The following is a 22911-nucleotide window of genomic DNA, read 5'->3' on the forward strand; positions in this document are numbered from 1 at the left end:
AAATTCACAGGATAACTCCTGCCGGTCGATGGATACAGAAGGATGAATTGAGGTGGATATATGGCGAAGATGCAGGAGTTTAAGTGCCCGTGCTGTGGTGGCTCCATAGAGTTTGACAGTTCTGCACAGAAGATGAAGTGTCCGTTCTGTGATACGGAGTTTGATGTTAAGACATTATCGGAGCATGCTAAGGCTGTAGAAGAAGAACAGCCGGAGGATATGAACTGGTCGGATGAGGCTGGCAGTGAGTGGCAGGATGGAGAGCGTGAGGGATTACGTACTTATACGTGTAAGTCCTGTGGCGGTGAGATCGTGGGTGATGCCAATACGGCAGCGACAGCCTGCCCGTTTTGCGGCAGCCCGGTGGTAATGACCGGACAGCTGTCCGGTGCACTGAAACCAGATTACGTGATTCCGTTTAAGCTGGATAAAAAGGCTGCAAAGGAGAAGCTGAAGAAGCATTTGTCAGGCAAGCGCCTTCTCCCGAAAGCGTTTAAGTCGGAGAATCATATCAGTGAGGTGAAGGGGATCTACGTTCCGTTCTGGCTTTATGATACGGATGCCAGTGCGGATATCCGCTATAAAGCTACGAAGACCCGTTTCTGGAGTGATAATGATTATGATTATACGGAAACCAGTTATTATGCAGTACACAGAAGTGGTTCTCTGGGATTTGATCATGTACCTGTGGATGGTTCGGCCAGTATGGAAAATGATCTGATGGAGTCCATAGAGCCTTTTGATTTTAAAGAGGCGGTGGATTTCCAGACTGCATATCTGGCGGGATATTTTGCGGATAAGTATGATGTGACGGCGGAAGAGTGCGAGGGACGTGCCAATGAGCGTATCCGTCACAGTACGGAAGATGCATTCCGGGATACGGTCAGAGGCTATTCCAGTGTGGTTCCGGAGAATACCAGCATCCGGCTTCATAACGGAACTACGAAGTATGCACTGTATCCGGTATGGATCCTGCAGACGAAATGGAAAGGCGATAATTACATATTTGCCATGAATGGCCAGACTGGGAAATTTGTGGGGAATCTGCCCACAGATAAGAGTGCTTTTGCGAGATGGTTCCTAGGAACGACGGGGATCGTTGGCGTGATCGCCTATATTATCCTGTATCTGATCTGGGCTTTGTAGGGGAGGTGAATGCCATGAAAAAGAGAATATCCGTATTTCTGACAGTGATCCTTTTATGCCTGGCATGTGCCTTTCCGGTATGGGCGGAAACAGAAAGCCGGCTTGCGGATCAGGCGGGACTTCTGGATACAGATCAAAAGGAGAGCCTTTGCAATACACTGGATGAGATCAGTGAGCGGGAACAGGTAGATGTTATCATTGTTACCACCAATAGTCTGGAAGGAAAAACGGCGCAGGCTTATGCAGATGATTATTTTATTGATCATGGATATGGACAGGGAGAAGATGGTGACGGTATTTTGTTCCTGGTGGATATGGGTGACCGTAACTGGGCTATTGCAACACATGGTTATGCTATTGAAGCGTTTACCGATGCCGGACAGGAATATATCATGGAGCAGGTGAAGCCTTATTTAAGTGATGGGGATTATAACGAAGCGTTTCAGATGTTTGCCATGGAATGCGATGACTTTATCATGCAGGCGGATGAGGCAGAGCCATATGATGTGGGAAATCTTCCAAAGGAGCCTTTTGATGTGGGGGCAAATCTGCTGATTGCTCTTGCAGTGGGACTTGTGGCAGGCGTGCTTATAACCGGAAATATGAGGAGGAAACTGAAAACTGTGCGAAAACAGGATCAGGCTGCTTCCTATGTACGTCAGGGCAGTATGAAGGTAACCAGAAGTAACGAGTATTATCTTTACAGTACGGTGTCAAAATCCGCAAAACCGAAAAATGAGGACAGTGGCGGGGGCTCCAGTACACATACGTCTTCCTCGGGGGATACTTTTGGCGGCTCCAGTGGAAAATTCTGAGAGATTTTTTGAAAAACAGAATACAGGAAAAAGAAAAGGCTGCTGTACCGGAAACGGGAAGGCAGCTTTTGCCATAGTGGAACATCCTGTGGCATAAGATACTTTTCGGGCGGGAGCGTGGCGGTAACGGGCAGAAAGCAGGGAGCCAAAGTACCAGGAGTCAGGAAGAAAATCAAAGACACAGGAGCTCTTTTTATATCCTGGAGATAACTTTATCTATTTAATAGGTTGAAATCCGTCGAAAAGTGCGTTATGATAATAACAATTATCCACACCAGTGCGTTAAAATTTTACAGCACAGGGGAAATCGGAGGAGTAGATAAAATGGAGTACAAAATTGCCCTGATTCCGGGAGACGGAATCGGCCCGGAGATTGTTGCCGAGGCCAAAAAAGTTTTAGACAGAGTATGCGAGAAATACAGCCATAAATTTTCATACACAGAAGTTCTTTTAGGAGGTGCATCCATTGATGCTCACGGAGTACCTCTTACAGAGGAAGCCATTGCTCAGGCAAAAGCTTCTGACGCCGTACTGATGGGGTCCATCGGCGGCGATGCCAAGACATCCCCGTGGTACAAACTGGAGCCGTCTAAACGTCCGGAGGCAGGACTTCTTGCAATCCGTAAAGCGCTGAACCTTTTTGCAAACCTTCGTCCTGCATATCTTTACAATGAGCTTCGTGATGCATGCCCGCTTCGTGATGAGATCATCGGAGATGGTTTTGACATGATTATCGTAAGAGAGCTGACAGGAGGTCTTTACTTCGGAGCCAGAAAGACTACCGAGGAGAACGGAGTCCGCACAGCCGTAGATACTCTTTCCTATAATGAGAATGAGATCCGCCGTATTGCCATCAAGGCATTTGAGATCGCACGTAAGAGAAGAAATAAAGTTACAAGTGTAGATAAGGCAAACGTTCTGGATTCTTCCAGACTCTGGAGAAGCGTTGTGGAAGATGTTGCAAAAGACTATCCGGATGTAACACTGGAGCATATGCTGGTTGATAACTGTGCAATGCAGCTGGTACGTGATCCGAAACAGTTTGATGTCATCCTTACAGAGAACATGTTCGGAGATATCCTCTCTGATGAGGCAAGTATGGTAACCGGTTCCATCGGAATGCTTTCTTCCGCAAGCTTAAATGAGACAAAACTTGGCCTCTATGAGCCGAGCCACGGTTCCGCACCGGATATCGCAGGTCAGAACAAGGCAAACCCGATCGCAACTATCCTTTCTGCAGCCATGATGCTGAGATATTCTCTGGATCTTGACAAAGAGGCAGATGCTGTGGAAACAGCAGTACAGAAAGTTCTGACAGCTGGTTACAGAACCGGAGATATCATGTCTGAGGGCTGCAAACTTGTGGGAACTAAAGAGATGGGCGATCTGATCGCAGATGCCATCGCATAAATAAATTTGAAGAGATATAGAACCATATCGTAAAGAATAAAAAGGAGAACCTTAAAAAATGAGAAGTGATACCGTAAGAAAAGGCACACAGCAGGCACCACACCGTTCCCTGTTCAATGCCCTTGGAATGACAAAAGAAGAAATGGACAAACCACTGGTAGGAATCGTAAGCTCTTACAACGAGATCGTACCGGGACATATGAACCTTGACAAGATCGTAAACGCCGTAAAACTTGGCGTTGCAATGGCTGGTGGAACACCGGTTGTATTCCCGGCGATCGCAGTATGTGACGGAATTGCAATGGGACACGTTGGAATGAAATATTCCCTGGTAACCCGTGACCTGATCGCAGATTCCACAGAGGCTATGGCAATGGCTCATCAGTTTGATGCTCTGGTTATGGTACCCAACTGTGATAAGAACGTACCTGGCCTTCTGATGGCAGCAGCAAGAATCAATGTTCCGACTGTATTTGTAAGCGGAGGCCCGATGCTTGCCGGTCATGTAAAAGGACACAAAACAAGTCTTTCCAGCATGTTTGAGGCAGTAGGTTCCTATGCAGCAGGAACGATCACAGCAGATGACCTGGCAGAATTCGAGAACAAAACCTGTCCGACCTGTGGATCATGTTCCGGTATGTACACTGCAAACAGCATGAACTGTCTGACAGAGGTTCTTGGAATGGGACTTAAGGGAAATGGTACCATCCCGGCCGTATACTCCGAGCGTATCCGTCTTGCAAAACATGCAGGAATGCAGGTAATGGAAATGTACAAAAGGAACATCCGCCCAAGAGACATCATGACAAAAGAGGCAGTTTTAAATGCTCTTACCGTAGATATGGCACTTGGATGCTCCACAAACAGTATGCTTCATCTTCCGGCTATCGCACATGAGATCGGAATGGACTTTGACATCAGTTTTGCAAATGAGATCAGTGAGAAGACTCCGAACCTCTGCCACCTTGCACCGGCAGGCCCGACTTACATGGAAGACCTCAACGAGGCCGGCGGTGTTTATGCGGTTATGAATGAGCTGAACAAGATCGGACTTCTTCATACAGAGTGTATGACAGTAACAGGAAAAACAGTTGGGGAAAATATCAAAGATTGTGTAAATCTGAATCCGGAAGTTATCCGCCCGATCGACAATCCGTATACAAAGACAGGCGGACTTGCCGTACTGAAAGGAAACCTTGCACCGGACGGCGGCGTTGTAAAACGTTCCGCAGTTGTACCGGAAATGCTGGTACATGAAGGTCCTGCACGTGTATTTGACAGCGAGGATGACGCGATTGTGGCAATCAAGAGCGGCAAGATCGTAGAGGGTGATGTAGTTGTTATCCGTTACGAGGGACCAAAAGGTGGTCCTGGAATGAGAGAGATGCTGAACCCGACATCCGCAATCGTGGGAATGGGACTTGGTTCTTCCGTAGCCCTGATCACAGACGGACGTTTCAGCGGCGCATCCAGAGGAGCTGCTATCGGACACGTATCACCGGAGGCAGCCGTAGGCGGCCCGATCGCACTGGTTGAGGAAGGCGATATCATCAGCATCAATATTCCGGAACTGAAACTGGAGATCAAAGTTTCTGACGAAGAGATGCAGGCAAGAAGAGAAAAATGGCAGCCAAGAGAGCCGAAGGTAACAACCGGATATCTGGCAAGATATGCTTCCATGGTAACATCCGGAAACCGTGGTGCGATCCTGGAAGTACCGAAAGCAAAATAAGGAGGAACGAAAGACATGCAGCTTACAGGTGCAGAGATCATCGTAGAATGTCTGAAGGAACAGGGCGTTGATACCGTATTTGGATATCCGGGCGGCGCGATCCTGAATGTTTACGATGCCTTATATGAATACAAAGATGAGATCACACATGTACTGACCTCCCACGAGCAGGGTGCATCCCATGCTGCTGACGGTTATGCGAGAGCTACCGGAAAAGTGGGCGTCTGCCTGGCAACATCCGGTCCTGGAGCCACCAACCTGGTAACAGGAATCGCGACTGCATACATGGATTCCGTACCGATGGTAGCCATTACTGCAAACGTAGGAAGACCACTCCTGGGAAGAGATTCTTTCCAGGAGGTTGATATCGCAGGTATCGTAATGCCTGTGACAAAATACAGCTTTATTGTAAAGAATATCGAAGATCTTGCAGATACGTTAAGAAGAGCATTTTATATTGCAAAAAGCGGAAGACCTGGCCCGGTTCTTGTGGATGTTCCGAAGGATATCACAGGAATGAAATATGAATACGAGCCATGCCATCCGGCTACCGTTAACCGTGAGATCAAAAACATCCGCAAAGAAGATATGGACCAGGCGCTGGAAATGATCAGAGAGGCAAAGAAACCTTTTATTTTTGTAGGCGGCGGCTGTGTGATCTCCGGTGCTGACCAGGAAGTCCGCGAACTGGCTCACAGGATCCAGGCTCCGGTCTGCGATACACTGATGGGTAAAGGTACTTTCCCAGGTGAGGATCCGCTTTATACCGGTATGGTAGGTATGCACGGAACCAAGACTTCCGATCTTGGTGTTACGGAATGTGATCTTCTCATTGTTCTTGGAGCACGTTTCAGTGACCGTGTAACAGGAAATACCAAGACTTTTGCACATAATGCAAAAATCCTTCAGATCGATGTAGATGCTGCGGAGATCAACAAAAATATCAAAGTGGATGCAAGCGTGATCGGAGATGTGAAAGAAGTGCTGAAACGTCTTCTGGAGGAAGTTCCGGAAAAAGAACATCCGGAGTGGATCGCACATATCCAGGAACTGAAAGCAAAATATCCGCTGAATTATGATCATACACAGCTGACAGGTCCGTATATTATAGAGAAACTTTATGAACTGACCAATGGTGATGCCATCATCTCCACAGATGTTGGACAGCATCAGATGTGGGCGGCACAGTATTATAAATACAAAGAGCCGAGAACTCTTCTTACTTCCGGCGGCCTTGGAACGATGGGCTATGGCCTTGGCGCTGCAATTGGCGCAAAGATGGGCAGACCGGAAAAAACAGTTGTTAATATAGCAGGTGACGGATGCTTCCGTATGAATATGAATGAGTTGGCAACAGCTGCACGCTGTGGCAGACAGCTGATCCAGATTGTTATGAACAATCATGTACTGGGAATGGTGCGTCAGTGGCAGACTCTCTTCTATGGAAAGAGATACTCTTCCACAGTACTGGATGACGCCGTTGATTTTGTGAAATTATCAGAGGCGCTGGGTGCAAAAGCCATTCGTGTGACAAAGATGGAAGATGTGGAGCCTGCACTTAAGATGGCGCTGGCAGCAGAGGGACCTGTCGTTCTGGATTGCTGGATCGATCAGGATCTGAGTGTGTTCCCGATGGTACCGGCTGGTGCGAACCTTGATGATGTATTTGACGAGGAGGATATGAAGAAACATGAGTAGAGTGTATAATTTTTCTGCCGGACCGGCAGTGCTTCCAGAGGAAGTACTCAAAGAAGTAGCGGATGAGATGATGGATTATAACGGCACAGGAATGTCTGTTATGGAAATGAGCCACAGAAGTGCAGCTTTTCAGGAGATCATTGATACTGCAGAGAAAGATCTCCGCGAGCTTATGAACATCCCAGATAACTACAAGGTACTTTTCCTTCAGGGAGGAGCATCCCAGCAGTTTGCCATGATCCCGATGAACCTTATGAAAAATAAGGTCGCAGATTATATCGTAACAGGTCAGTGGGCAAAGAAAGCTTATCAGGAAGCTCAGAAATACGGAAAAGCAAATAAGATCGCATCTTCTGAGGACAAAACTTTCAGCTATATCCCGGACTGCAGTGATCTGCCGATCAGCCCGGATGCAGACTATGTATACATCTGTGAGAACAACACCATTTACGGCACAAAATTCAAAAAACTTCCAAACACAAAAGGCAAGACTCTGGTAGCAGATGTATCCTCCTGCTTCCTGTCTGAGCCTGTAGATGTAAGCAAATATGGTATTATCTATGGCGGTGTTCAGAAGAACATCGGACCTGCAGGTATGGTTATCGTAATCATCCGTGAGGATCTGATCACAGAGGATGTTCTTCCGGGAACACCAACCATGCTTACCTATAAGACACATGCAGACGCAGGTTCTCTTTACAACACACCGAACGCTTACTGCATCTATGTATGCGGAAAAGTATTCAAATGGCTGAAGAAGATGGGCGGTCTGGAAGTGATGAAGCAGCGCAATGAGGAAAAGGCAAAGATCCTCTATGATTATCTGGATTCCAGCAAGCTGTTCAAGGGAACTGTAGTTCCAGAAGACAGATCTCTTATGAATGTTCCGTTTGTAACAGGTGACAAGGAAATGGATGCCAAGTTTGTGAAAGAGGCAACAGAGGCAGGACTTGTAAACCTGAAAGGACACCGTACTGTTGGCGGAATGCGTGCAAGTATCTACAATGCCATGCCGAAGGCTGGTGTAGAGGCTCTGGTTGCATTCATGAAGAAATTTGAGGAGGAGAATGCATAATGTTCCAGTATCATTGCCTGAACCCCATCGCAGAAAAAGGACTTAAACTTTTCGGCGATAATTACAAAAAATCAGAGACTGTAGATCAGTGTGACGCGATCCTTGTGAGAAGTGCGAAAATGCATGACATGGAGCTTCCCAAAAGTGTTTGTGCAGTTGCACGTGCAGGAGCAGGTGTCAACAATATTCCTGTTAAAGAATATGCAGAGAAGGGTGTTGTTGTATTTAACACACCTGGAGCAAATGCAAACGGCGTAAAAGAGCTTGTACTTGCAGGTATGCTTCTTGCATCCAGAGATATCGTTGGCGGTATCGAGTGGGTTGCACAGGAGAAAGATAAAGAGCACATCGGCAAGCTTGCCGAGAAGCAGAAAAAACAGTTCGCAGGATGCGAGATCAGCGGCAAAAAGCTTGGTATCATCGGACTTGGTGCCATCGGTGCCATGGTGGCAAACGCAGCATGCGGACTTGGAATGGAAGTTTATGGTTATGATCCGTATCTTTCCATTGATGCGGCATGGAATCTTTCCAGAACCATCAAGCACAGCAAGAGCCTGGATGAGATCTACAGCCAGTGCGATTACATCACCATTCATGTGCCCCTTCTTGACAGCACAAAGAAGATGATCAACAAAGAAGCTTTCGAGAAAATGAAAGATGGCGTGGTTCTTCTGAATTTTGCAAGAGATCTTCTTGTTGATGAGGAGGCACTGATCGAGGCTGTTGAGAGTGGTAAGGTTAAAAAATATGTAACAGACTTTGCCAACGAGACAGTTGCAGGACGCGAGGGCATTCTGGTAACCCCACATCTTGGTGCTTCTACAGAGGAATCTGAGGAGAACTGTGCGGAGATGGCTGTAAAAGAGATCCGTGATTACCTTGAGAATGGTAATATCAAGAACTCTGTTAATTATCCAAACTGTGATATGGGTACCTGTGTGGCTGTGGGGAGAATTTCTCTTGCACACAGTAATACACCGAATATGATCAGTCAGGTAACCAAGATCCTTGGATCTGAGGGGCTGAATATTGCGGATATGACCAATAAGAGTAAAGGGGTGTTTGCTTATACTCTTATCGATCTTGAGAGTGCGGCTTCTGCCAAGGCACTTGACGAGCTCAAGGAGATTGAGGGAATGTATAGGGTGCGTGTTGTTAAATAGAGTAACAAGATCTTAGAAAAACTCTTTGAAAAAATGCTGTGTTTCGTTCCTGGCGAACGGGGCGCAGTATTTTTTTGTAAAAGTGAAAACCGCAAAGGGGCCGCAAAGCCGCGCCCCCTCTGCACACCCCTTGGGCTTTTTTGAGTAGTGCTTCGGTTGAGAAATGTGTGAGGTTGTTAACTTGTGCCTGTATGCTTCTGTATTGGCTGTGTCAGGTTGAGCCGATGTGTGGATGGAGGGACGGGAAGGCGGGCCGTTGGCCCTGTTCCCTGGAAATGGATTTTGTTCTGAGGGAATGATTCTTTTGGATGGATTATGGGCCTTGTTCCCTGGAAAATGATTTTGTTCTTGTGTCAAGAAAATGATTTTTGAGGACGGATTATGGGCTCTGTTCCCTGGAAATTAATTCCTGGGAATGGATTCTTTCCTGGTTTTCTGGGTTGAAAATGTGAGTTTTGGGGTTGACATTGCAGGGGTTTTCGCCTAAAATGTATCGAAGATACGGCGATGATGAGAATAGTACACAGGGAATTATCTCAGAGAGGGGCCTGTTTTGGTGGAAGGGTCCTGTGCGTGAACTGTGGAACCGGCCTCGGAGCTCTGCGTGATTGAAGCGTGGCGTGTGTTTCCGGCGTTAACGGGTGTTGAGAGAGCAGCGGGTGCGCTGTTAACTGGGGTGGTACCGCCGAAGTCATTCGGTCCCTTGTGAGGGATTCGGAGGGCTTATTTTTTTGTTCGTAAAACGGGACTGTAAATGCAGTGTACGATTTATGGGACAGAAGAGTGAGCCGGAGGGATTCCGGATTGCCGTGGCTGCCTGGCGGCTGGCAATATGTAACAGATCACAAGAAAAAGGAGATTTATCATGGCAAAAGAAAAGAAATTAGTACAGGCCATTACGTCTATGGATGAGGATTTTGCTCAGTGGTATACAGACGTTGTTAAGAAGGCTGAGCTTTGTGGCTATACAAGTGTTAAGGGCTGTATGGCGATCAAACCTGCAGGTTATGCGATCTGGGAGAATATCCAGCATGAGCTTGACCGCAGATTTAAAGAGACCGGTGTAGAGAATGTTTATATGCCGATCTTTATCCCGGAGTCTCTTCTTGATAAAGAGAAAGATCATGTAGAAGGTTTTGCCCCGGAGGTTGCATGGGTGACTCATGGCGGTCTTGATCCGCTTCAGGAGAGACTTTGCGTGCGTCCGACTTCCGAGACTCTGTTCTGTGATTTCTACCAGAAAGAGATCCAGTCCCACAGAGACCTTCCGAAAGTATACAATCAGTGGTGCTCTGTTGTCCGCTGGGAGAAAACAACCCGTCCATTCCTTCGTTCCAGAGAGTTCCTGTGGCAGGAGGGCCATACAGCTCACGCAACAGCTGAAGAGGCTGAGGCACGTACCATTCAGATGCTGAATGTTTATGCAGATTTCTGCGAAGAGGTTCTGGCAATTCCGGTTGTAAAAGGTCAGAAGACAGACAAAGAGAAATTTGCAGGTGCTGAGGCTACTTACACCATCGAGTCCCTGATGCATGACGGTAAAGCACTTCAGTCCGGTACAAGCCATAATTTCGGAGACGGATTTGCGAAAGCATTCGGAATCCAGTACACAGATAAAGATAATACACTGAAATATGTTCATCAGACATCCTGGGGAATGACAACCCGTATGATCGGTGCCATCATCATGGTTCACGGTGATAACAGCGGCCTTGTTCTTCCTCCGAGAATCGCTCCGGTACAGACTGTGATCATTCCGATCCAGCAGCGTAAAGAGGGTGTTATGGAGAAAGCTGATGAGCTTCTCGCAGCACTGAAGGCAGCCGGTATCCGTGCAAAAGTTGATGCTACAGATAAGAGCCCGGGATTCAAATTTGCTGAGCAGGAGATGCGTGGTATTCCGCTTCGTGTTGAGTGTGGTCCGAAGGATATCGAGAATGGACAGGCAGTTCTCTGCAGAAGAGATACCCGTGAGAAATATACTGTATCCTTCGATGAGCTTGCAGATAAGGTAAAAGAGCTTCTGGATACTATTCAGCATGATATGCTGGAGCGCGCACGTGCACACAGAGAGGCTCATACCTATGTAGCCAGAAATTATGAGGAATTTGGTGAGATCGTAAATAACAAACCTGGATTCATCAAAGCTATGTGGTGCGGTGACCGTGCATGTGAAGACAAGATCAAAGAAGATTTCCAGGCAACTTCCAGATGCATGCCATTTGAGCAGGAGCAGCTGAGCGACGTTTGTGTATGCTGTGGAAAACCTGCCAAGAAGATGGTTTACTGGGGACGTGCATACTAAAATGCATAAGCCCTGTGTGGGGCAGAGGCAGTTTTGCAAAAATCATAGTTACCGGTCACCAGGTGAACAGTAACAGATTATACAGGAAACAAGGCAGCGGGGCGAAATAAGCTCCGCTGTTTTTGTGAATTTATGCTATAATATCGTTACTGAAACCATATCAGAATATCATCCGGCTGCTGAGCGCAGATAATACAGTGAAATGTGAATGCTTGATCTGGACAGCAGCAATCAGTAAGAGGAGTTATTTATGAAGATAAACATACCACAAAAAGCAGCGCAGATCCTGAAGACTTTAAATGCTGCCGGTTATGAGGCCTACGTTGTGGGCGGATGCGTCCGGGATTCCATCCTGGGCCGGGAGCCGGGAGACTGGGATATCACCACGTCAGCACTTCCGGAGCAGGTGAAGGAACTTTTTCGAAGAACCGTAGATACGGGAATCCAGCATGGAACAGTAACGGTAATGATGGATAAAGAGGGTTTTGAGGTGACCACCTATCGTGTGGACGGAGAGTATCATGATGGACGTCATCCGGATGCTGTGACCTTTACCAGAAGCCTTGAGGAAGATCTGAAGCGAAGAGACTTTACCATCAATGCCATGGCCTATCATCCGGAACATGGACTGGTGGATCTGTTTGGCGGAATGGAAGATATCGGGAAGAGAATCATCCGGTGCGTCGGCAATCCGGTGGAACGTTTTACAGAGGATGCCCTTCGTATGCTCCGCGCGGTGCGTTTTTCCGCACAGCTTGGATTTACCGTGGAAGAAAATACAAAGGCGGCACTGGCACGAATGTCAGGAAATCTGGAACATGTCAGTGCAGAGCGTATCCAGACCGAGCTTGTGAAGCTTCTGGTATCTGATCATCCGGATTATCTCCGTACTGCATGGGAAACCGGGCTTACAAGAGAATTTCTTCCGGAATTTGATGCCTGCATGGAGACAGAGCAGAATACCCCACACCACTGCTATACTGTGGGCGAGCATATTCTGAAAAGTCTTACAGAGATTGAGAATGACAGGCTTCTCCGCATCACAATGCTTCTTCACGACATTGCGAAACCAGTCGTGAAAAAGACGGACGGGAACGGCAGAGACCACTTCAAGACTCACGGCCCGGCAGGTGAGAAACTGGCAGGAAAGATCCTGCGCCGCCTGAAATTTGACAATGCAACGATCCGAAATACCTGTCGTCTGATCCGGTATCATGATCTTCGACCTGCACCGGCAGCTGAGGATGTAAGACGGTCTGTGAATCTCATAGGAGAAGATCTTTTTCCACTGTATCTGAAAGTGCAGAAGGCAGACCTTTTAGCTCAGAGTACTTACAAAAGAGAAGATAAGCTGGCACGCTTAAGCGGCGTGACGGAAACTTATCAGGGAATCCTTAAAAGAGGAGAATGTACATCTCTGAAAATGCTGGCAGTTTCCGGAAAAGATCTTATAAATGCCGGACACCCGGCCGGACCGGAACTGGGAGATCTTCTTGAAAGACTTCTTGACTGTGTGCTGAAAGATCCGTCCCTTAATACAAAAGAAAAACTTCTTGAAATAGCGGAAAAAGATGGCATAAAAACCGAATAGAATAACAAAAATCCCCCCTGCATAAGATAGAACGTAAAATAAGGCAGGGGGGAACTTGTTTGTATGATTATGGTCTGAGTGTGCTGGAGCAGTATGGGCTTAATGCGTTATCTTCCGGCAGAGTGAGAGGCGCACTTCTTTGCAGGACAGAAAGAGGTCCTGTCATACTTCGGGAATTTCACGGATCGGAAAAAAAGCTTTCCATGCAGCAGAAACTTCTGCAAAAACTTAAGGAGCAGGGATGCCATGTAGATGTCTATCTGGAAAACCGGGAAGGTGCTCTGGTGAGTAAAGACAAAGATTCCATTCCCTATACGGCACAGGTATGGTTTGAAGGGCGGGAGTGTGACACAAAATCCGAAACCGACATTTTGAAAAGTGTGCGGATGCTGGCGGAGATCCACGGGAGAATGCAGCTTCCTCTGGAAAAAGACTACACGGCAAGGAATCTTAAAGAAGAATATATCCGGCACAATCAGGAAATGCGGAAGATCCGACGTTTTATCCGGAAAAAAGGAGTGTCAAGCCCTTTTGAAAAAGATTATCTTAAAAGTGTGGAATGGTTTCTGGAAAAAGGAGAAAAGGCGGTTTCCATGCTGGATGAAACGGATTATCAGACACTGCGGCAGCAATCTCTTGAAAAAGGTACTGTCTGTCATGGAGAGTATAATCAGCATAATGTGCTGATCCTTGGAAAAAATGCGGCAGTGACCAATTTCAGCCACTGGAACTTTGATGTGCAGATGGCAGATCTGTATCGATTTATGAGGAAAATTCTGGAAAAATACTGCTGGGATCCATATATTGCAGAAAAAATGCTTTCCACATATGATTCCATCCGCCCTATTTCCATGTCAGAATGGCAGAACCTGAAAGTACGATTTGTATATCCGGAAAAATACTGGAAACTTGCCAACCATTATTACACCCACAATAAAGCAGTCATATCCGGGAAAAATGTGGAAAAGCTGCATACGATGATCCGGCAGAAAAAGCAGTGGGAAGAATTTCCGAAAAGATGCCTGCGGCAGTAATGCGTCTGAATAAGGCAAAAACAAAACTTCCCTTTTTCAGAAAATTGTTATATAATGTTAATTATCTTATATAAAGAAACAGGGAGGTATTTTGGAACATGGATTATAAAGAAATCTATAATCAGTGGCTTGAAAACCCATACTTCGACGAGGCAACAAAAGAAGAACTGAAAGCGATCAAAGACGACGAGAATGAGATCAAAGAGCGTTTTTATATGGATCTTGAATTTGGTACGGCTGGCCTGCGTGGTATCATTGGCGCAGGTACCAACCGCATGAATATTTATGTAGTAAGAAGAGCAACACAGGGTCTTGCCAACTATATTGCAAAAGTAGACAAGAAATCCCAGGGCGTTGCTATCGCATATGATTCCCGTCATATGTCACCGGAGTTTGCCCAGGAAGCAGCGCTTTGCCTGGCAGCTAACGGAATTAAGGCGTATATCTTTGAGACACTTCGTCCGACACCGGAGCTTTCTTTTGCAGTACGTCATCTGGGATGTGTGGCAGGTATCAACGTAACGGCCAGTCACAACCCGCCGGAATACAACGGATACAAGGTTTACTGGGAAGATGGCGCACAGATCACACCACCTCATGATACAGGGATCATGGGCGAGGTAAAGGCAATCTCCGACTGGAATACCGTAAAGACCATGGACAAGGAAGAAGCAGTGAAGGCAGGTCTTTTCGAAGTGATTGGACAGGCTGTTGATGATGCTTATATGGCAGAGCTTAAGAAACAGATCATCCATATGGATGCTATCCAGGCAGAGGGCAAGAACCTCAAGATCGTTTACACACCGCTTCACGGAACCGGTAATATCCCGGCCAGAAGAATCCTTAAAGAGCTTGGATTTGAGAACGTATACGTAGTACCGGAACAGGAACTTCCGGATGGAGATTTCCCGACAGTCAGCTATCCGAACCCGGAGGCAGCAGAGGCATTTGAACTTGGCCTGAAGCTTGCCAGAGAAGTAGATGCAGACATCGTACTTGCGACAGACCCGGATGCAGACCGTCTTGGCGTTCGTGTAAAAGACAGGAACGGCGAGTATCATGACCTTACCGGAAACATGTCCGGATGCCTTCTCGCAAACTATGAGCTGAGCCAGAGAAAGGCTGTAAACGGAAGCCTTCCGGAGGATGGAGCTCTTGTAAAGACTATTGTTACAACAAACCTGGCAGATGCGATCGCCAAGGGATACGGTGTAAACCTCATCGAAGTACTTACCGGATTTAAATACATCGGACAGCAGATCCTTGGATTTGAAAACAGTGGCAAGGGTACATATCTTTTCGGATTTGAGGAGAGCTACGGCTGCCTGATCGGAACCTATGCAAGAGATAAAGATGCTATCGTTGCAACTATGGCACTTTGTGAGGCAGCAGCTTACTACAAGACACAGGGCAAGACTCTCTGGGATGCAATGATCGACATGTATGAGGAGTTTGGATATTATAAAGATGCGATCCAGGCAGTTACCATGAAAGGCATTGAGGGACTCCAGAAGATCCAGGAGATTATGACAACACTCCGTCAGAATCCGCCGGCAGAGTTTGCAGGACATAAAGTAACTGCTGTCCGTGACTACAAGCTGGATGAGATCACAGATCTTGCTACAGGAGAGAAGAAACCGACAGGCCTTCCGAATTCCAATGTTCTTTACTATGAGCTTACAGACGATGCATGGGTATGCGTAAGACCGTCCGGTACAGAGCCGAAAGTGAAATTCTACTATGGAGTAAAAGGAACCTCTCTTGCAGATGCAGACGAGAAATCCGACGCAATGGGCAAGGCAGTTCTTGAAATGGTTGATTCCATGAAATAAATGGGGCATCCTTCCGCCTGTAATATGCGAAAAACCTTGACATTATAAGCCAAAAGGTTTATATATATAAGGCAAAGCCAAAAAAATAAGAGAACATCAATTATAGGAGGAAACACCATGAATAAAACAGAGTTAGTAGCAGCAATGGCGAAAGACACCAATCTTTCCAAGAAAGATGTAGAAGCTGTTCTGAAATCTTTTATCGATGTTGTAACTGATGAACTGAAAAAAGGCGAGAAGATTCAGCTTGTTGGATTTGGAACTTTCGAAGTAAGCACAAGAGCTGCAAGAGAGGGAAGAAATCCTCAGACTGGTGAGACCATGACAATCGAGGCTTCCAAGTCTCCGAAGTTCAAAGCAGGAAAAGCTTTAAAGGACGTTGTTAACGGTAAATAATCTGTTGATTCAGTGATAACGGCAGGAGGAACCAGAAACCGGTTTCTCCTGCTTTTTTACTATGAAAGTTTTGTTAAAGGAGGGAAAAATATGCGTCTTGACAAATATCTGAAAGTATCCAGACTGATCAAACGCCGTACAGTAGCCAATGAGGCATGTGATGCGGGAAGAGTTCTGGTAAATGACAAGCCGGCGAAGGCATCCGTGCAGGTAAAGACCGGCGATACCGTGGAAATCCAGTTTGGAAGCCGTAACGTAAAGGTGGAAGTCCTGGAAGTGAAAGACACCGTAAAAAAAGATGAAGTGGAGAGTATGTTCCGCTATATCTGATACTACAGCATCCGGGAAGAGGTCTATTTCCCAAGCTTTTTTCATAAATTAAAAGAGAAATCGCTTCAGGAGAATCTGGCTTTGGAGGAAAAAAAATCCGCAGCGATCCACAAACTGATGTTGGAACGGCAGAAAGGCGGCACGATCACAGGAATCCGAGATGTGATCTCTTTCGACGAAAAAGAGATCCTGCTGCATACAGAAGATGGAAAACTATCCATAAAAGGCGAAACTCTTCATGTGAAACATCTGGATCTGGAACATGGAGAACTGAGCCTGGAAGGCAGAATTGACAGCCTTGCGTATCTGGGCAGAAAGAAAGAGAAACAGGAAGAATCCCTTATAAAAAGACTGTTTCATTAAAGACAAAAAAAGACAGTAAACTGGTTGATATTTTTTTGCAGAAGTTGTAAAATCTGGATGTATAAGCTCATAACAGGAAAAGAAAACCAAAAAAGGTAAAAAGGAGCAGACAGATTGAAGAAGCCAGGAAAGGGAAAAGAAAAAAAGAAAATCGGATACAATTACCTTGGCATGGCAGGCATTGCTGTGATCGCACTGGTTCTGCTTGGAAGCCTTATGGTGCAGAGCAAGACTTTGCAGCAACGTCTGGATTACTACGATTCCAAGGCTGTGGCACTGGAGAAATCCATTGACAGTGAGAAAGAACGCACCAAGGAGATCGAAGCCGAAAAAGAATATATGAAAACCGATGAATACGTGGAAGAAGCAGCACGTGAGAAGCTTGGACTTGTGAAGGATAACGAGATCGTGTTCCAGGAAGAAAACTAGCACAGCGAATGCAGAAGCATTTTGGCGAAAAGTTTTCTATAAGTTTCGTGTTACTTTGACAGATATTTCAGAATACCTCCTTTATAATAATCAGTCAGTGAAGGTTATAAGGGGAGGGGAAAATATGCAGGAATGGATCATTGCCATGCTCGTAGTCAGCATTCTGCTGATACTCCGGGACATGGCAAAAACTGTCTTTTCGGGAAGAACACAGGCAAAAGAAGAGATGATGCCGCTCAGTGAAAGCCATCCCCAGAAGGAGAAGGTGGAACGATATGCAGCATCCTTTCGGAAACTTGCGGATACATTCTATGGAATGCCTTACAGAAAGGAATTTTTGAGTGGAGGACAGCTGAACCGGATCATTTCGGATACTAGCGCCTGTGTGTGCTCCAGATGTTATCAGAGAGAGATCTGCTGGGGCGAGCGTGCAGGAGAAACCATGCGGAACAGCGAGCATATGCTAAGAGTCATGGAGGAGGGGGATGAAGAGGCTGTTCGTCAGGTTCGCAGTGAATGGATGAGTGCCTGTGGGCGTTCTGCCCAGTATTTTCAGGTTTTGAACGAAGGATTCCGGGAAGAACGGCAGAATCTTGTGTGGGACAACCGGATGATCGAAAGCCGGCTTGCTGTGGCTCAGCAGCTGACAGAGATTTCCAGGATCATGGATCATATGGCAGAAGAGCTTTATGATATTATGCCGGCAGATCCCAGGTTTCAGGAAGAACTTCGAAAAGCCTTCCGCAGGAAACACGTACTCATAAAAAATGTCTGGGTGATGGATAAGATTGAGGGAAGACGGCAGATATTTCTGAGTTTACGTGCCAGAAGCGGGCAGTGTGTTTCCATGACAGAAATCGCACAGATTTTATCCAGAATATGTGGCAGCCCCATGACGCCGGAACAGGGAAGCAGGAGTATTGTAAATGGAGATTTCCATACGGTACATTTTGTGGAAGATGTCAGCTATCAGATGCTTTACGGGGTAGCCAGGCTTACAAGAGAAGCAGAAAAGGTTTCCGGGGATAATTATATCTGCCGTCAGGAAGAGGATGGCAGGTTTTTTCTCTGCCTGTCCGATGGAATGGGATCCGGAATGGAAGCTTTCCGGGAAAGTGAGATCGTAGTGGAACTTCTGGAACAGTTTATGGAATCCGGACTTTCCCAGGAGACAGCGGCCAGAATGGTGAATTCCGCCCTGATTCTGAAAGGACGGGAAGGGATGTTTTCTACGGTGGATATCTGTGCGGTAGATCTTTATACGGGAATCTGTAATTTCCTGAAAGCGGGAGCATCTTCCACTTTTATAAAAAGAGATCACTGGGTAGAGTCCATTGCTTCCGAAAGTCTGGCAGCGGGCCTAATCCAGCAGCTGGATTTTGATACGGCTTCCAGAAAACTGTATCATGGAGATTATCTGATCATGATGACGGATGGCGTCCTGGATGCACTGCCAGCAGAACATGAGGAAGAGACCATGAAAGAGATCATCATGGATGTCCATGAAAAAGAACCAAAAGAGATCGGTCGTGGAATTCTGGAGAGGGTTCTGGGATACAGTGACTATCGTGCACGGGATGATATGACCGTCGTTGTGGCTGGTTTATGGAAAAAATAGGATTAGTCAAGTGGATATTCGCAATTGAAGCAGGGGACTTACTTGATTTGGTTAAACACAGGAGAAAAAATGATCGAACGTGTAAAGAAATATATCAGAGAAAATCAGATGCTGAAAGCAGGAGACATTGTTGCGGCAGGAGTTTCCGGAGGGGCAGATTCCATTGCCATGCTTCATATCCTGAAAAGTATCCAGGAAGAATTTGGATTTTTCCTGGAGGCAGTCCATGTTCATCATGGAATCCGGGGAGATGAGGCGGACAGAGATGAGAACCTTGTAAAAAAAATCTGCCAGGAGTGGAAGATTCCTTTTCAGTCCTATCATTATCCGGTTCCGGAACTTTCCAGAAAATGGAGGCTGGGAGAAGAAGAAACCGGACGGATCGTCCGAAAACAGGCTTTTGCGAAGGAAAAACAGCGCATTGCCTTTTCGGAATTTCCGGAAGAAAATGAGCGTCGGTTCTGCGTTGCGCTGGCTCATAACCGTAATGATCTGGCAGAAACCATGCTGCATCATCTGGCAAGGGGAACCGGACTTCGGGGACTTTCCGGGATACATCCCTGCAGTGACGGGATCATCCGTCCGGTTTTATGTTTAGAACGCAGGGAAATTGTCTATTATCTGGAAGAGAACGAGATTTCCTATATTACGGACAGCAGTAATCTTTCTGATGGATATACCAGAAACCGGATCCGGCATCATGTGCTTCCTGCCATGGAAAAGGAAATTAACGGAAAAACGGTAGAACATATGGCGGAAACAGCCAGAATACTGAGAGAAGCAGACGGATACCTTCGCAGAAAGGGCGCAGAACTTCTGGAACAATGCAGACAGAAAACCGGATACCTGCTGGATGGTGCATTTTTTGAGAAACCGGATATTGTCCGGGAGTATGCGGTTATGGAAGCTTTTGAGCGGCTGTCGGGAAAACGAAAGGATTTTACGTCTCTTCATGTAAGGCAGGTTTTTTCCCTCCAAAAAAAAGAAACCGGACGCTATATAAAGCTTCCGGGGAATATTCAGGCTGTCCGGAGTTATGGAGGCGTTCGCCTGGAAAAGACAGTTTTCGGACCGGGGACCACAGAAGGTGTGTCAGCAGAAAAAAAAGGTTCCGGGAATCCGGCGGAAATGTTTTTTGAAATTCCGCTGTCCGGGATCCTGGAATGTCCGTTTGGAATTTTTGAGACAAAAATTTTCCACTATAAGAATCAGAAGATTGAAGAAAAAAAGTATACGAAATGGATGGATTATGATAAAATAAAAGGTAGTCCATGCGTTCGTACCAGAAAACAGGGGGATTATCTTGTTGTAAACAGCGCCGGAGGTAGAAAGAAACTGAACCGGATCTTTATTGATGAGAAGATCCCGGCAGGGTTAAGAGATCAAATTCCGGTTGTTGCCGCAGGATCGGAGATCCTCTGGATACCGGGAGGACGAATGAACGAACAGTATAAGATCACTTCCACTACAGGGAGAGTGTTAGAATTACATTACCAAGGAGGAGTATTAACATGAGCGAAAAAATCAGGGTTTTACTCAGTGAAGAAGAGGTAGATGCCCGTATTCAGGAAGTTGCAGATGTGATCAACAAAGACTACGAAGGAAAAGATGTACACATGATCTGTGTTCTGAAAGGCGGCGTTTTCTTTATGTGCGAGCTTGCCAAGAGGATCACACGTCCGGTAACACTGGATTTCATGTCTGTGTCCAGCTATGGCGATGACACAAAATCAAGCGGTGTTGTAAAGATCGTCAAGGATCTGGATCAGCCTCTGGAAGGAAAAGATGTTCTGATCGTGGAGGATATCATTGATTCAGGAAGAACATTAAGCTATCTGCTGCGTATCCTGAAAGGCAGACATCCGGCCAGCGTCAGACTCTGTACACTTCTTGATAAACCGGAAAGACGTGTGACAGATGTAGCGGTAGATTACTGCTGCTTCAACATTCCGGATGAGTTTGTGGTAGGATATGGACTTGATTATGCCCAGAAATACAGAAACCTTCCTTACATCGGAGTAGTGGAGATGGAGGACTGAAAGGAGATTTAACCAAGTGAGCAAGCATTCAGGTAAGATAGGCCTGTACCTTCTGCTTATTGTGGCACTGATCGCAGGATATCTGTATCTCAATGACCAGGTATCTACCCAGGGCAGTTACACAATGGGCCAGCTGGAAAAGGCTCTGGAAGAAGACAAAGTAACGGATGCAGTGATTCATCAGAACAGAGAAGTGCCCACCGGTTATGTAACGGCAAACATTGTTTCAGACGGTCAGAGGACGGTCTACGTAACCGATGTAAAAGAGGCAGAAGAGCTTCTTGAAAAATATGACATTGATCCGACGATCCGCAATGTACCCAAAGACAGTTCCATGATCGGAACAGTACTTCCGGTGGTACTTACCGGTGCGATCCTTATCTTTTTCTTTATGATGATGAACCGGCAGATGTCCGGAGGCGGCGGAAGCAATGCGAAGATGATGAACTTCGGAAAAAGCAGAGCCAGAATGTCTACCCCTGATGATAAGAAAGTAACATTCAAAGATGTTGCAGGTCTTCAGGAGGAGAAAGAGGATCTGGAGGAAGTGGTTGACTTCCTGAAATCCCCGCAGAAGTATACCAAGGTAGGCGCCAGAATTCCGAAAGGAGTGATCCTTGTGGGCCCTCCGGGAACTGGTAAAACCCTTCTTGCGAAGGCAGTTGCAGGAGAAGCCGGTGTTCCGTTTTTCTCCATTTCAGGATCGGATTTCGTGGAGATGTTCGTAGGTGTCGGTGCTTCCCGTGTACGAGATCTTTTTGAAGAGGGCAAGCGCCATGCACCGTGTATCATCTTTATTGATGAGATCGATGCGGTAGCCCGTCAGAGAGGAACCGGAATGGGCGGCGGCCATGATGAGAGAGAGCAGACACTGAACCAGCTTCTTGTAGAGATGGATGGTTTTGGGGTAAATGAGGGTATCATCGTAATGGCAGCGACCAACCGTGTGGATATTCTGGATCCGGCAATCCTCCGTCCGGGACGATTTGACCGAAAAGTCGGTGTGGGACGTCCGGATGTCAAGGGCAGAGAAGAAATCCTGATGGTCCACGCCAAGGACAAACCGCTGGGAGACGATGTGGACCTTCATCAGATCGCCCAGACAACGGCTGGATTTACCGGTGCGGATCTTGAGAACCTTCTCAACGAGGCTGCCATTGACGCAGCAAAAGAAAGCCGTCCTTACATCATGCAGAAAGATATCAAAAAAGCATTCATTAAAGTTGGGATCGGTGCGGAGAAGAAGAGCAAGGTCATCTCTGACAAAGAGAAGAAGATCACAGCTTATCATGAGGCTGGCCATGCGATCCTGTTTCATGTACTTCCGCATATGGATCCGGTATACACCATTTCCATTATTCCTACAGGTATGGGAGCTGCCGGTTACACCATGCCGCTTCCGGATAACGATGAGATGTTCAATACAAAAAACAAGATGCTGGAGGACATCACAACGCTTCTGGGAGGCCGTGTGGCTGAGGAGATCATTTTCGGAGATATTACAACAGGTGCATCCAATGATATCAAACGTGCCACAGAGACTGCACGCTCTATGGTAATGAAATACGGTATGTCTGAAAAGATCGGTCTGATCGCTTACGGCAACGATGACGATGAGGTGTTTATCGGCCGTGATCTGGCACATACCAGAGGCTACAGTGAGGAAGTGGCAAGAGAGATTGATGGGGAGATTTCCCGTATCATCAGCGAATGTCATGAGAAAGCAGAGAGCATTATCCGGGAGCATATTGGCGTTCTTCACAGCTGTGCAGCCCTTCTTCTTGAGAAGGAAAAAGTACATCGTGAAGAGTTTGAAGCACTTTTTACAACAGAAAATGAAGAGGTTGCAGAAACAAACGAATAAAGTGCACAAAAAAACATATTGAATTTTGTGAACTTTGTGCACACTTTTTGGTGGACACATGGTACTATATA

Annotated in this window: 19 protein-coding genes; all 19 read left to right on the forward strand. The window is 46.5% G+C overall.

The window, feature by feature from the left end:
* The first annotated feature begins 60 nt into the window (after window positions 1–60).
* The 19 genes from GPK81_RS17255 (at window position 61) to ftsH (ending at window position 22840) form a co-directional block, all read left to right on the forward strand.
* Window positions 61–1146 carry a hypothetical protein gene (locus GPK81_RS17255; protein ID WP_215707401.1) on the forward strand — a complete coding sequence of 362 codons (1086 nt, stop codon included), beginning with the start codon at window positions 61–63 and terminating at the stop codon, window positions 1144–1146.
* A 14-nt stretch (window positions 1147–1160) separates the two neighbouring features.
* The gene (locus GPK81_RS17260) at window positions 1161–1961 is read left to right on the forward strand and encodes a TPM domain-containing protein (RefSeq protein ID WP_021976424.1); all 801 of its coding nucleotides are present in this window, start codon (window positions 1161–1163) and stop codon (window positions 1959–1961) included.
* Between the two features lie 324 nt (window positions 1962–2285).
* Window positions 2286–3371: a 3-isopropylmalate dehydrogenase gene (gene leuB / locus GPK81_RS17265; RefSeq protein WP_021976423.1), complete on the forward strand. Its 1086-nt coding sequence runs from the start codon at window positions 2286–2288 to the stop codon at window positions 3369–3371.
* A 58-nt stretch (window positions 3372–3429) separates the two neighbouring features.
* The gene (gene ilvD / locus GPK81_RS17270) at window positions 3430–5103 is read left to right on the forward strand and encodes a dihydroxy-acid dehydratase (protein WP_021976422.1); all 1674 of its coding nucleotides are present in this window, start codon (window positions 3430–3432) and stop codon (window positions 5101–5103) included.
* Window positions 5104–5118: 15 nt separating this feature from the next.
* Entirely contained in the window at window positions 5119–6801 is a 1683-nt protein-coding gene (ilvB, locus tag GPK81_RS17275) for a biosynthetic-type acetolactate synthase large subunit (RefSeq protein WP_021976421.1), read from the forward strand.
* Entirely contained in the window at window positions 6794–7876 is a 1083-nt protein-coding gene (gene serC / locus GPK81_RS17280; protein WP_015527147.1) for a 3-phosphoserine/phosphohydroxythreonine transaminase, read from the forward strand. The genes ilvB and serC overlap by 8 nt, the downstream gene beginning before the upstream one ends.
* Window positions 7876–9039, forward strand: coding sequence for a phosphoglycerate dehydrogenase (locus tag GPK81_RS17285; protein WP_215707402.1), 1164 nt, complete (start codon window positions 7876–7878; stop codon window positions 9037–9039). Before serC ends, GPK81_RS17285 begins: the two co-directional genes overlap by 1 nt.
* Window positions 9040–9904: 865 nt before the next feature.
* The gene (gene proS, locus GPK81_RS17290; protein WP_021976419.1) at window positions 9905–11344 is read left to right on the forward strand and encodes a proline--tRNA ligase; all 1440 of its coding nucleotides are present in this window, start codon (window positions 9905–9907) and stop codon (window positions 11342–11344) included.
* A gap of 250 nt (window positions 11345–11594) precedes the next feature.
* A complete protein-coding gene (locus GPK81_RS17295; RefSeq protein WP_174087939.1) occupies window positions 11595–12935 on the forward strand; it encodes a CCA tRNA nucleotidyltransferase in 1341 nt (446 codons plus the stop codon).
* A 59-nt stretch (window positions 12936–12994) separates the two neighbouring features.
* Window positions 12995–13969: a hypothetical protein gene (locus GPK81_RS17300; protein WP_021976417.1), complete on the forward strand. Its 975-nt coding sequence runs from the start codon at window positions 12995–12997 to the stop codon at window positions 13967–13969.
* Window positions 13970–14067: 98 nt separating this feature from the next.
* Complete coding sequence (locus GPK81_RS17305) at window positions 14068–15801, forward strand: phospho-sugar mutase (protein ID WP_021976416.1); 1734 nt, start codon at window positions 14068–14070, stop codon at window positions 15799–15801.
* A gap of 66 nt (window positions 15802–15867) precedes the next feature.
* Window positions 15868–16197 (forward strand): HU family DNA-binding protein, encoded by a 330-nt coding sequence (locus GPK81_RS17310; RefSeq protein ID WP_278278404.1) that lies wholly within the window; start codon window positions 15868–15870, stop codon window positions 16195–16197.
* A 90-nt stretch (window positions 16198–16287) separates the two neighbouring features.
* Window positions 16288–16527, forward strand: coding sequence for an RNA-binding S4 domain-containing protein (locus tag GPK81_RS17315; RefSeq protein ID WP_118062154.1), 240 nt, complete (start codon window positions 16288–16290; stop codon window positions 16525–16527).
* A gap of 81 nt (window positions 16528–16608) precedes the next feature.
* Entirely contained in the window at window positions 16609–16890 is a 282-nt protein-coding gene (gene yabP, locus GPK81_RS17320; protein WP_021976414.1) for a sporulation protein YabP, read from the forward strand.
* A gap of 114 nt (window positions 16891–17004) precedes the next feature.
* A complete protein-coding gene (locus GPK81_RS17325; RefSeq protein WP_021976413.1) occupies window positions 17005–17319 on the forward strand; it encodes an FtsB family cell division protein in 315 nt (104 codons plus the stop codon).
* A 124-nt stretch (window positions 17320–17443) separates the two neighbouring features.
* Window positions 17444–18937 (forward strand): SpoIIE family protein phosphatase, encoded by a 1494-nt coding sequence (locus GPK81_RS17330; RefSeq protein ID WP_021976412.1) that lies wholly within the window; start codon window positions 17444–17446, stop codon window positions 18935–18937.
* A 69-nt stretch (window positions 18938–19006) separates the two neighbouring features.
* Window positions 19007–20452, forward strand: coding sequence for a tRNA lysidine(34) synthetase TilS (gene tilS, locus GPK81_RS17335; protein WP_215707403.1), 1446 nt, complete (start codon window positions 19007–19009; stop codon window positions 20450–20452).
* Entirely contained in the window at window positions 20449–20976 is a 528-nt protein-coding gene (hpt, locus tag GPK81_RS17340; protein ID WP_021976410.1) for a hypoxanthine phosphoribosyltransferase, read from the forward strand. Before tilS ends, hpt begins: the two co-directional genes overlap by 4 nt.
* 16 nt (window positions 20977–20992) lie before the next feature.
* Window positions 20993–22840: an ATP-dependent zinc metalloprotease FtsH gene (gene ftsH / locus GPK81_RS17345; RefSeq protein WP_215707404.1), complete on the forward strand. Its 1848-nt coding sequence runs from the start codon at window positions 20993–20995 to the stop codon at window positions 22838–22840.
* Window positions 22841–22911 lie beyond the last annotated feature (71 nt).

Origin of the sequence: Blautia sp. MCC283 (genome assembly GCF_018785565.1) — a bacterium.
In the GTDB taxonomy this organism is placed as follows: Bacteria; Bacillota; Clostridia; order Lachnospirales; family Lachnospiraceae; genus Blautia_A.

Coding starts and splice junctions, on each gene's coding strand:
- GPK81_RS17255 (WP_215707401.1), top strand. CDS start 61: ATGGCGAAGATGCAGGAGTTTAAGTGCCCGTGCTGTGGTGGCTCCATA.
- GPK81_RS17260 (WP_021976424.1), top strand. CDS start 1,161: ATGAAAAAGAGAATATCCGTATTTCTGACAGTGATCCTTTTATGCCTG.
- leuB (WP_021976423.1), top strand. CDS start 2,286: ATGGAGTACAAAATTGCCCTGATTCCGGGAGACGGAATCGGCCCGGAG.
- ilvD (WP_021976422.1), top strand. CDS start 3,430: ATGAGAAGTGATACCGTAAGAAAAGGCACACAGCAGGCACCACACCGT.
- ilvB (WP_021976421.1), top strand. CDS start 5,119: ATGCAGCTTACAGGTGCAGAGATCATCGTAGAATGTCTGAAGGAACAG.
- serC (WP_015527147.1), top strand. CDS start 6,794: ATGAGTAGAGTGTATAATTTTTCTGCCGGACCGGCAGTGCTTCCAGAG.
- GPK81_RS17285 (WP_215707402.1), top strand. CDS start 7,876: ATGTTCCAGTATCATTGCCTGAACCCCATCGCAGAAAAAGGACTTAAA.
- proS (WP_021976419.1), top strand. CDS start 9,905: ATGGCAAAAGAAAAGAAATTAGTACAGGCCATTACGTCTATGGATGAG.
- GPK81_RS17295 (WP_174087939.1), top strand. CDS start 11,595: ATGAAGATAAACATACCACAAAAAGCAGCGCAGATCCTGAAGACTTTA.
- GPK81_RS17305 (WP_021976416.1), top strand. CDS start 14,068: ATGGATTATAAAGAAATCTATAATCAGTGGCTTGAAAACCCATACTTC.
- GPK81_RS17315 (WP_118062154.1), top strand. CDS start 16,288: ATGCGTCTTGACAAATATCTGAAAGTATCCAGACTGATCAAACGCCGT.
- GPK81_RS17330 (WP_021976412.1), top strand. CDS start 17,444: ATGCAGGAATGGATCATTGCCATGCTCGTAGTCAGCATTCTGCTGATA.
- tilS (WP_215707403.1), top strand. CDS start 19,007: ATGATCGAACGTGTAAAGAAATATATCAGAGAAAATCAGATGCTGAAA.
- hpt (WP_021976410.1), top strand. CDS start 20,449: ATGAGCGAAAAAATCAGGGTTTTACTCAGTGAAGAAGAGGTAGATGCC.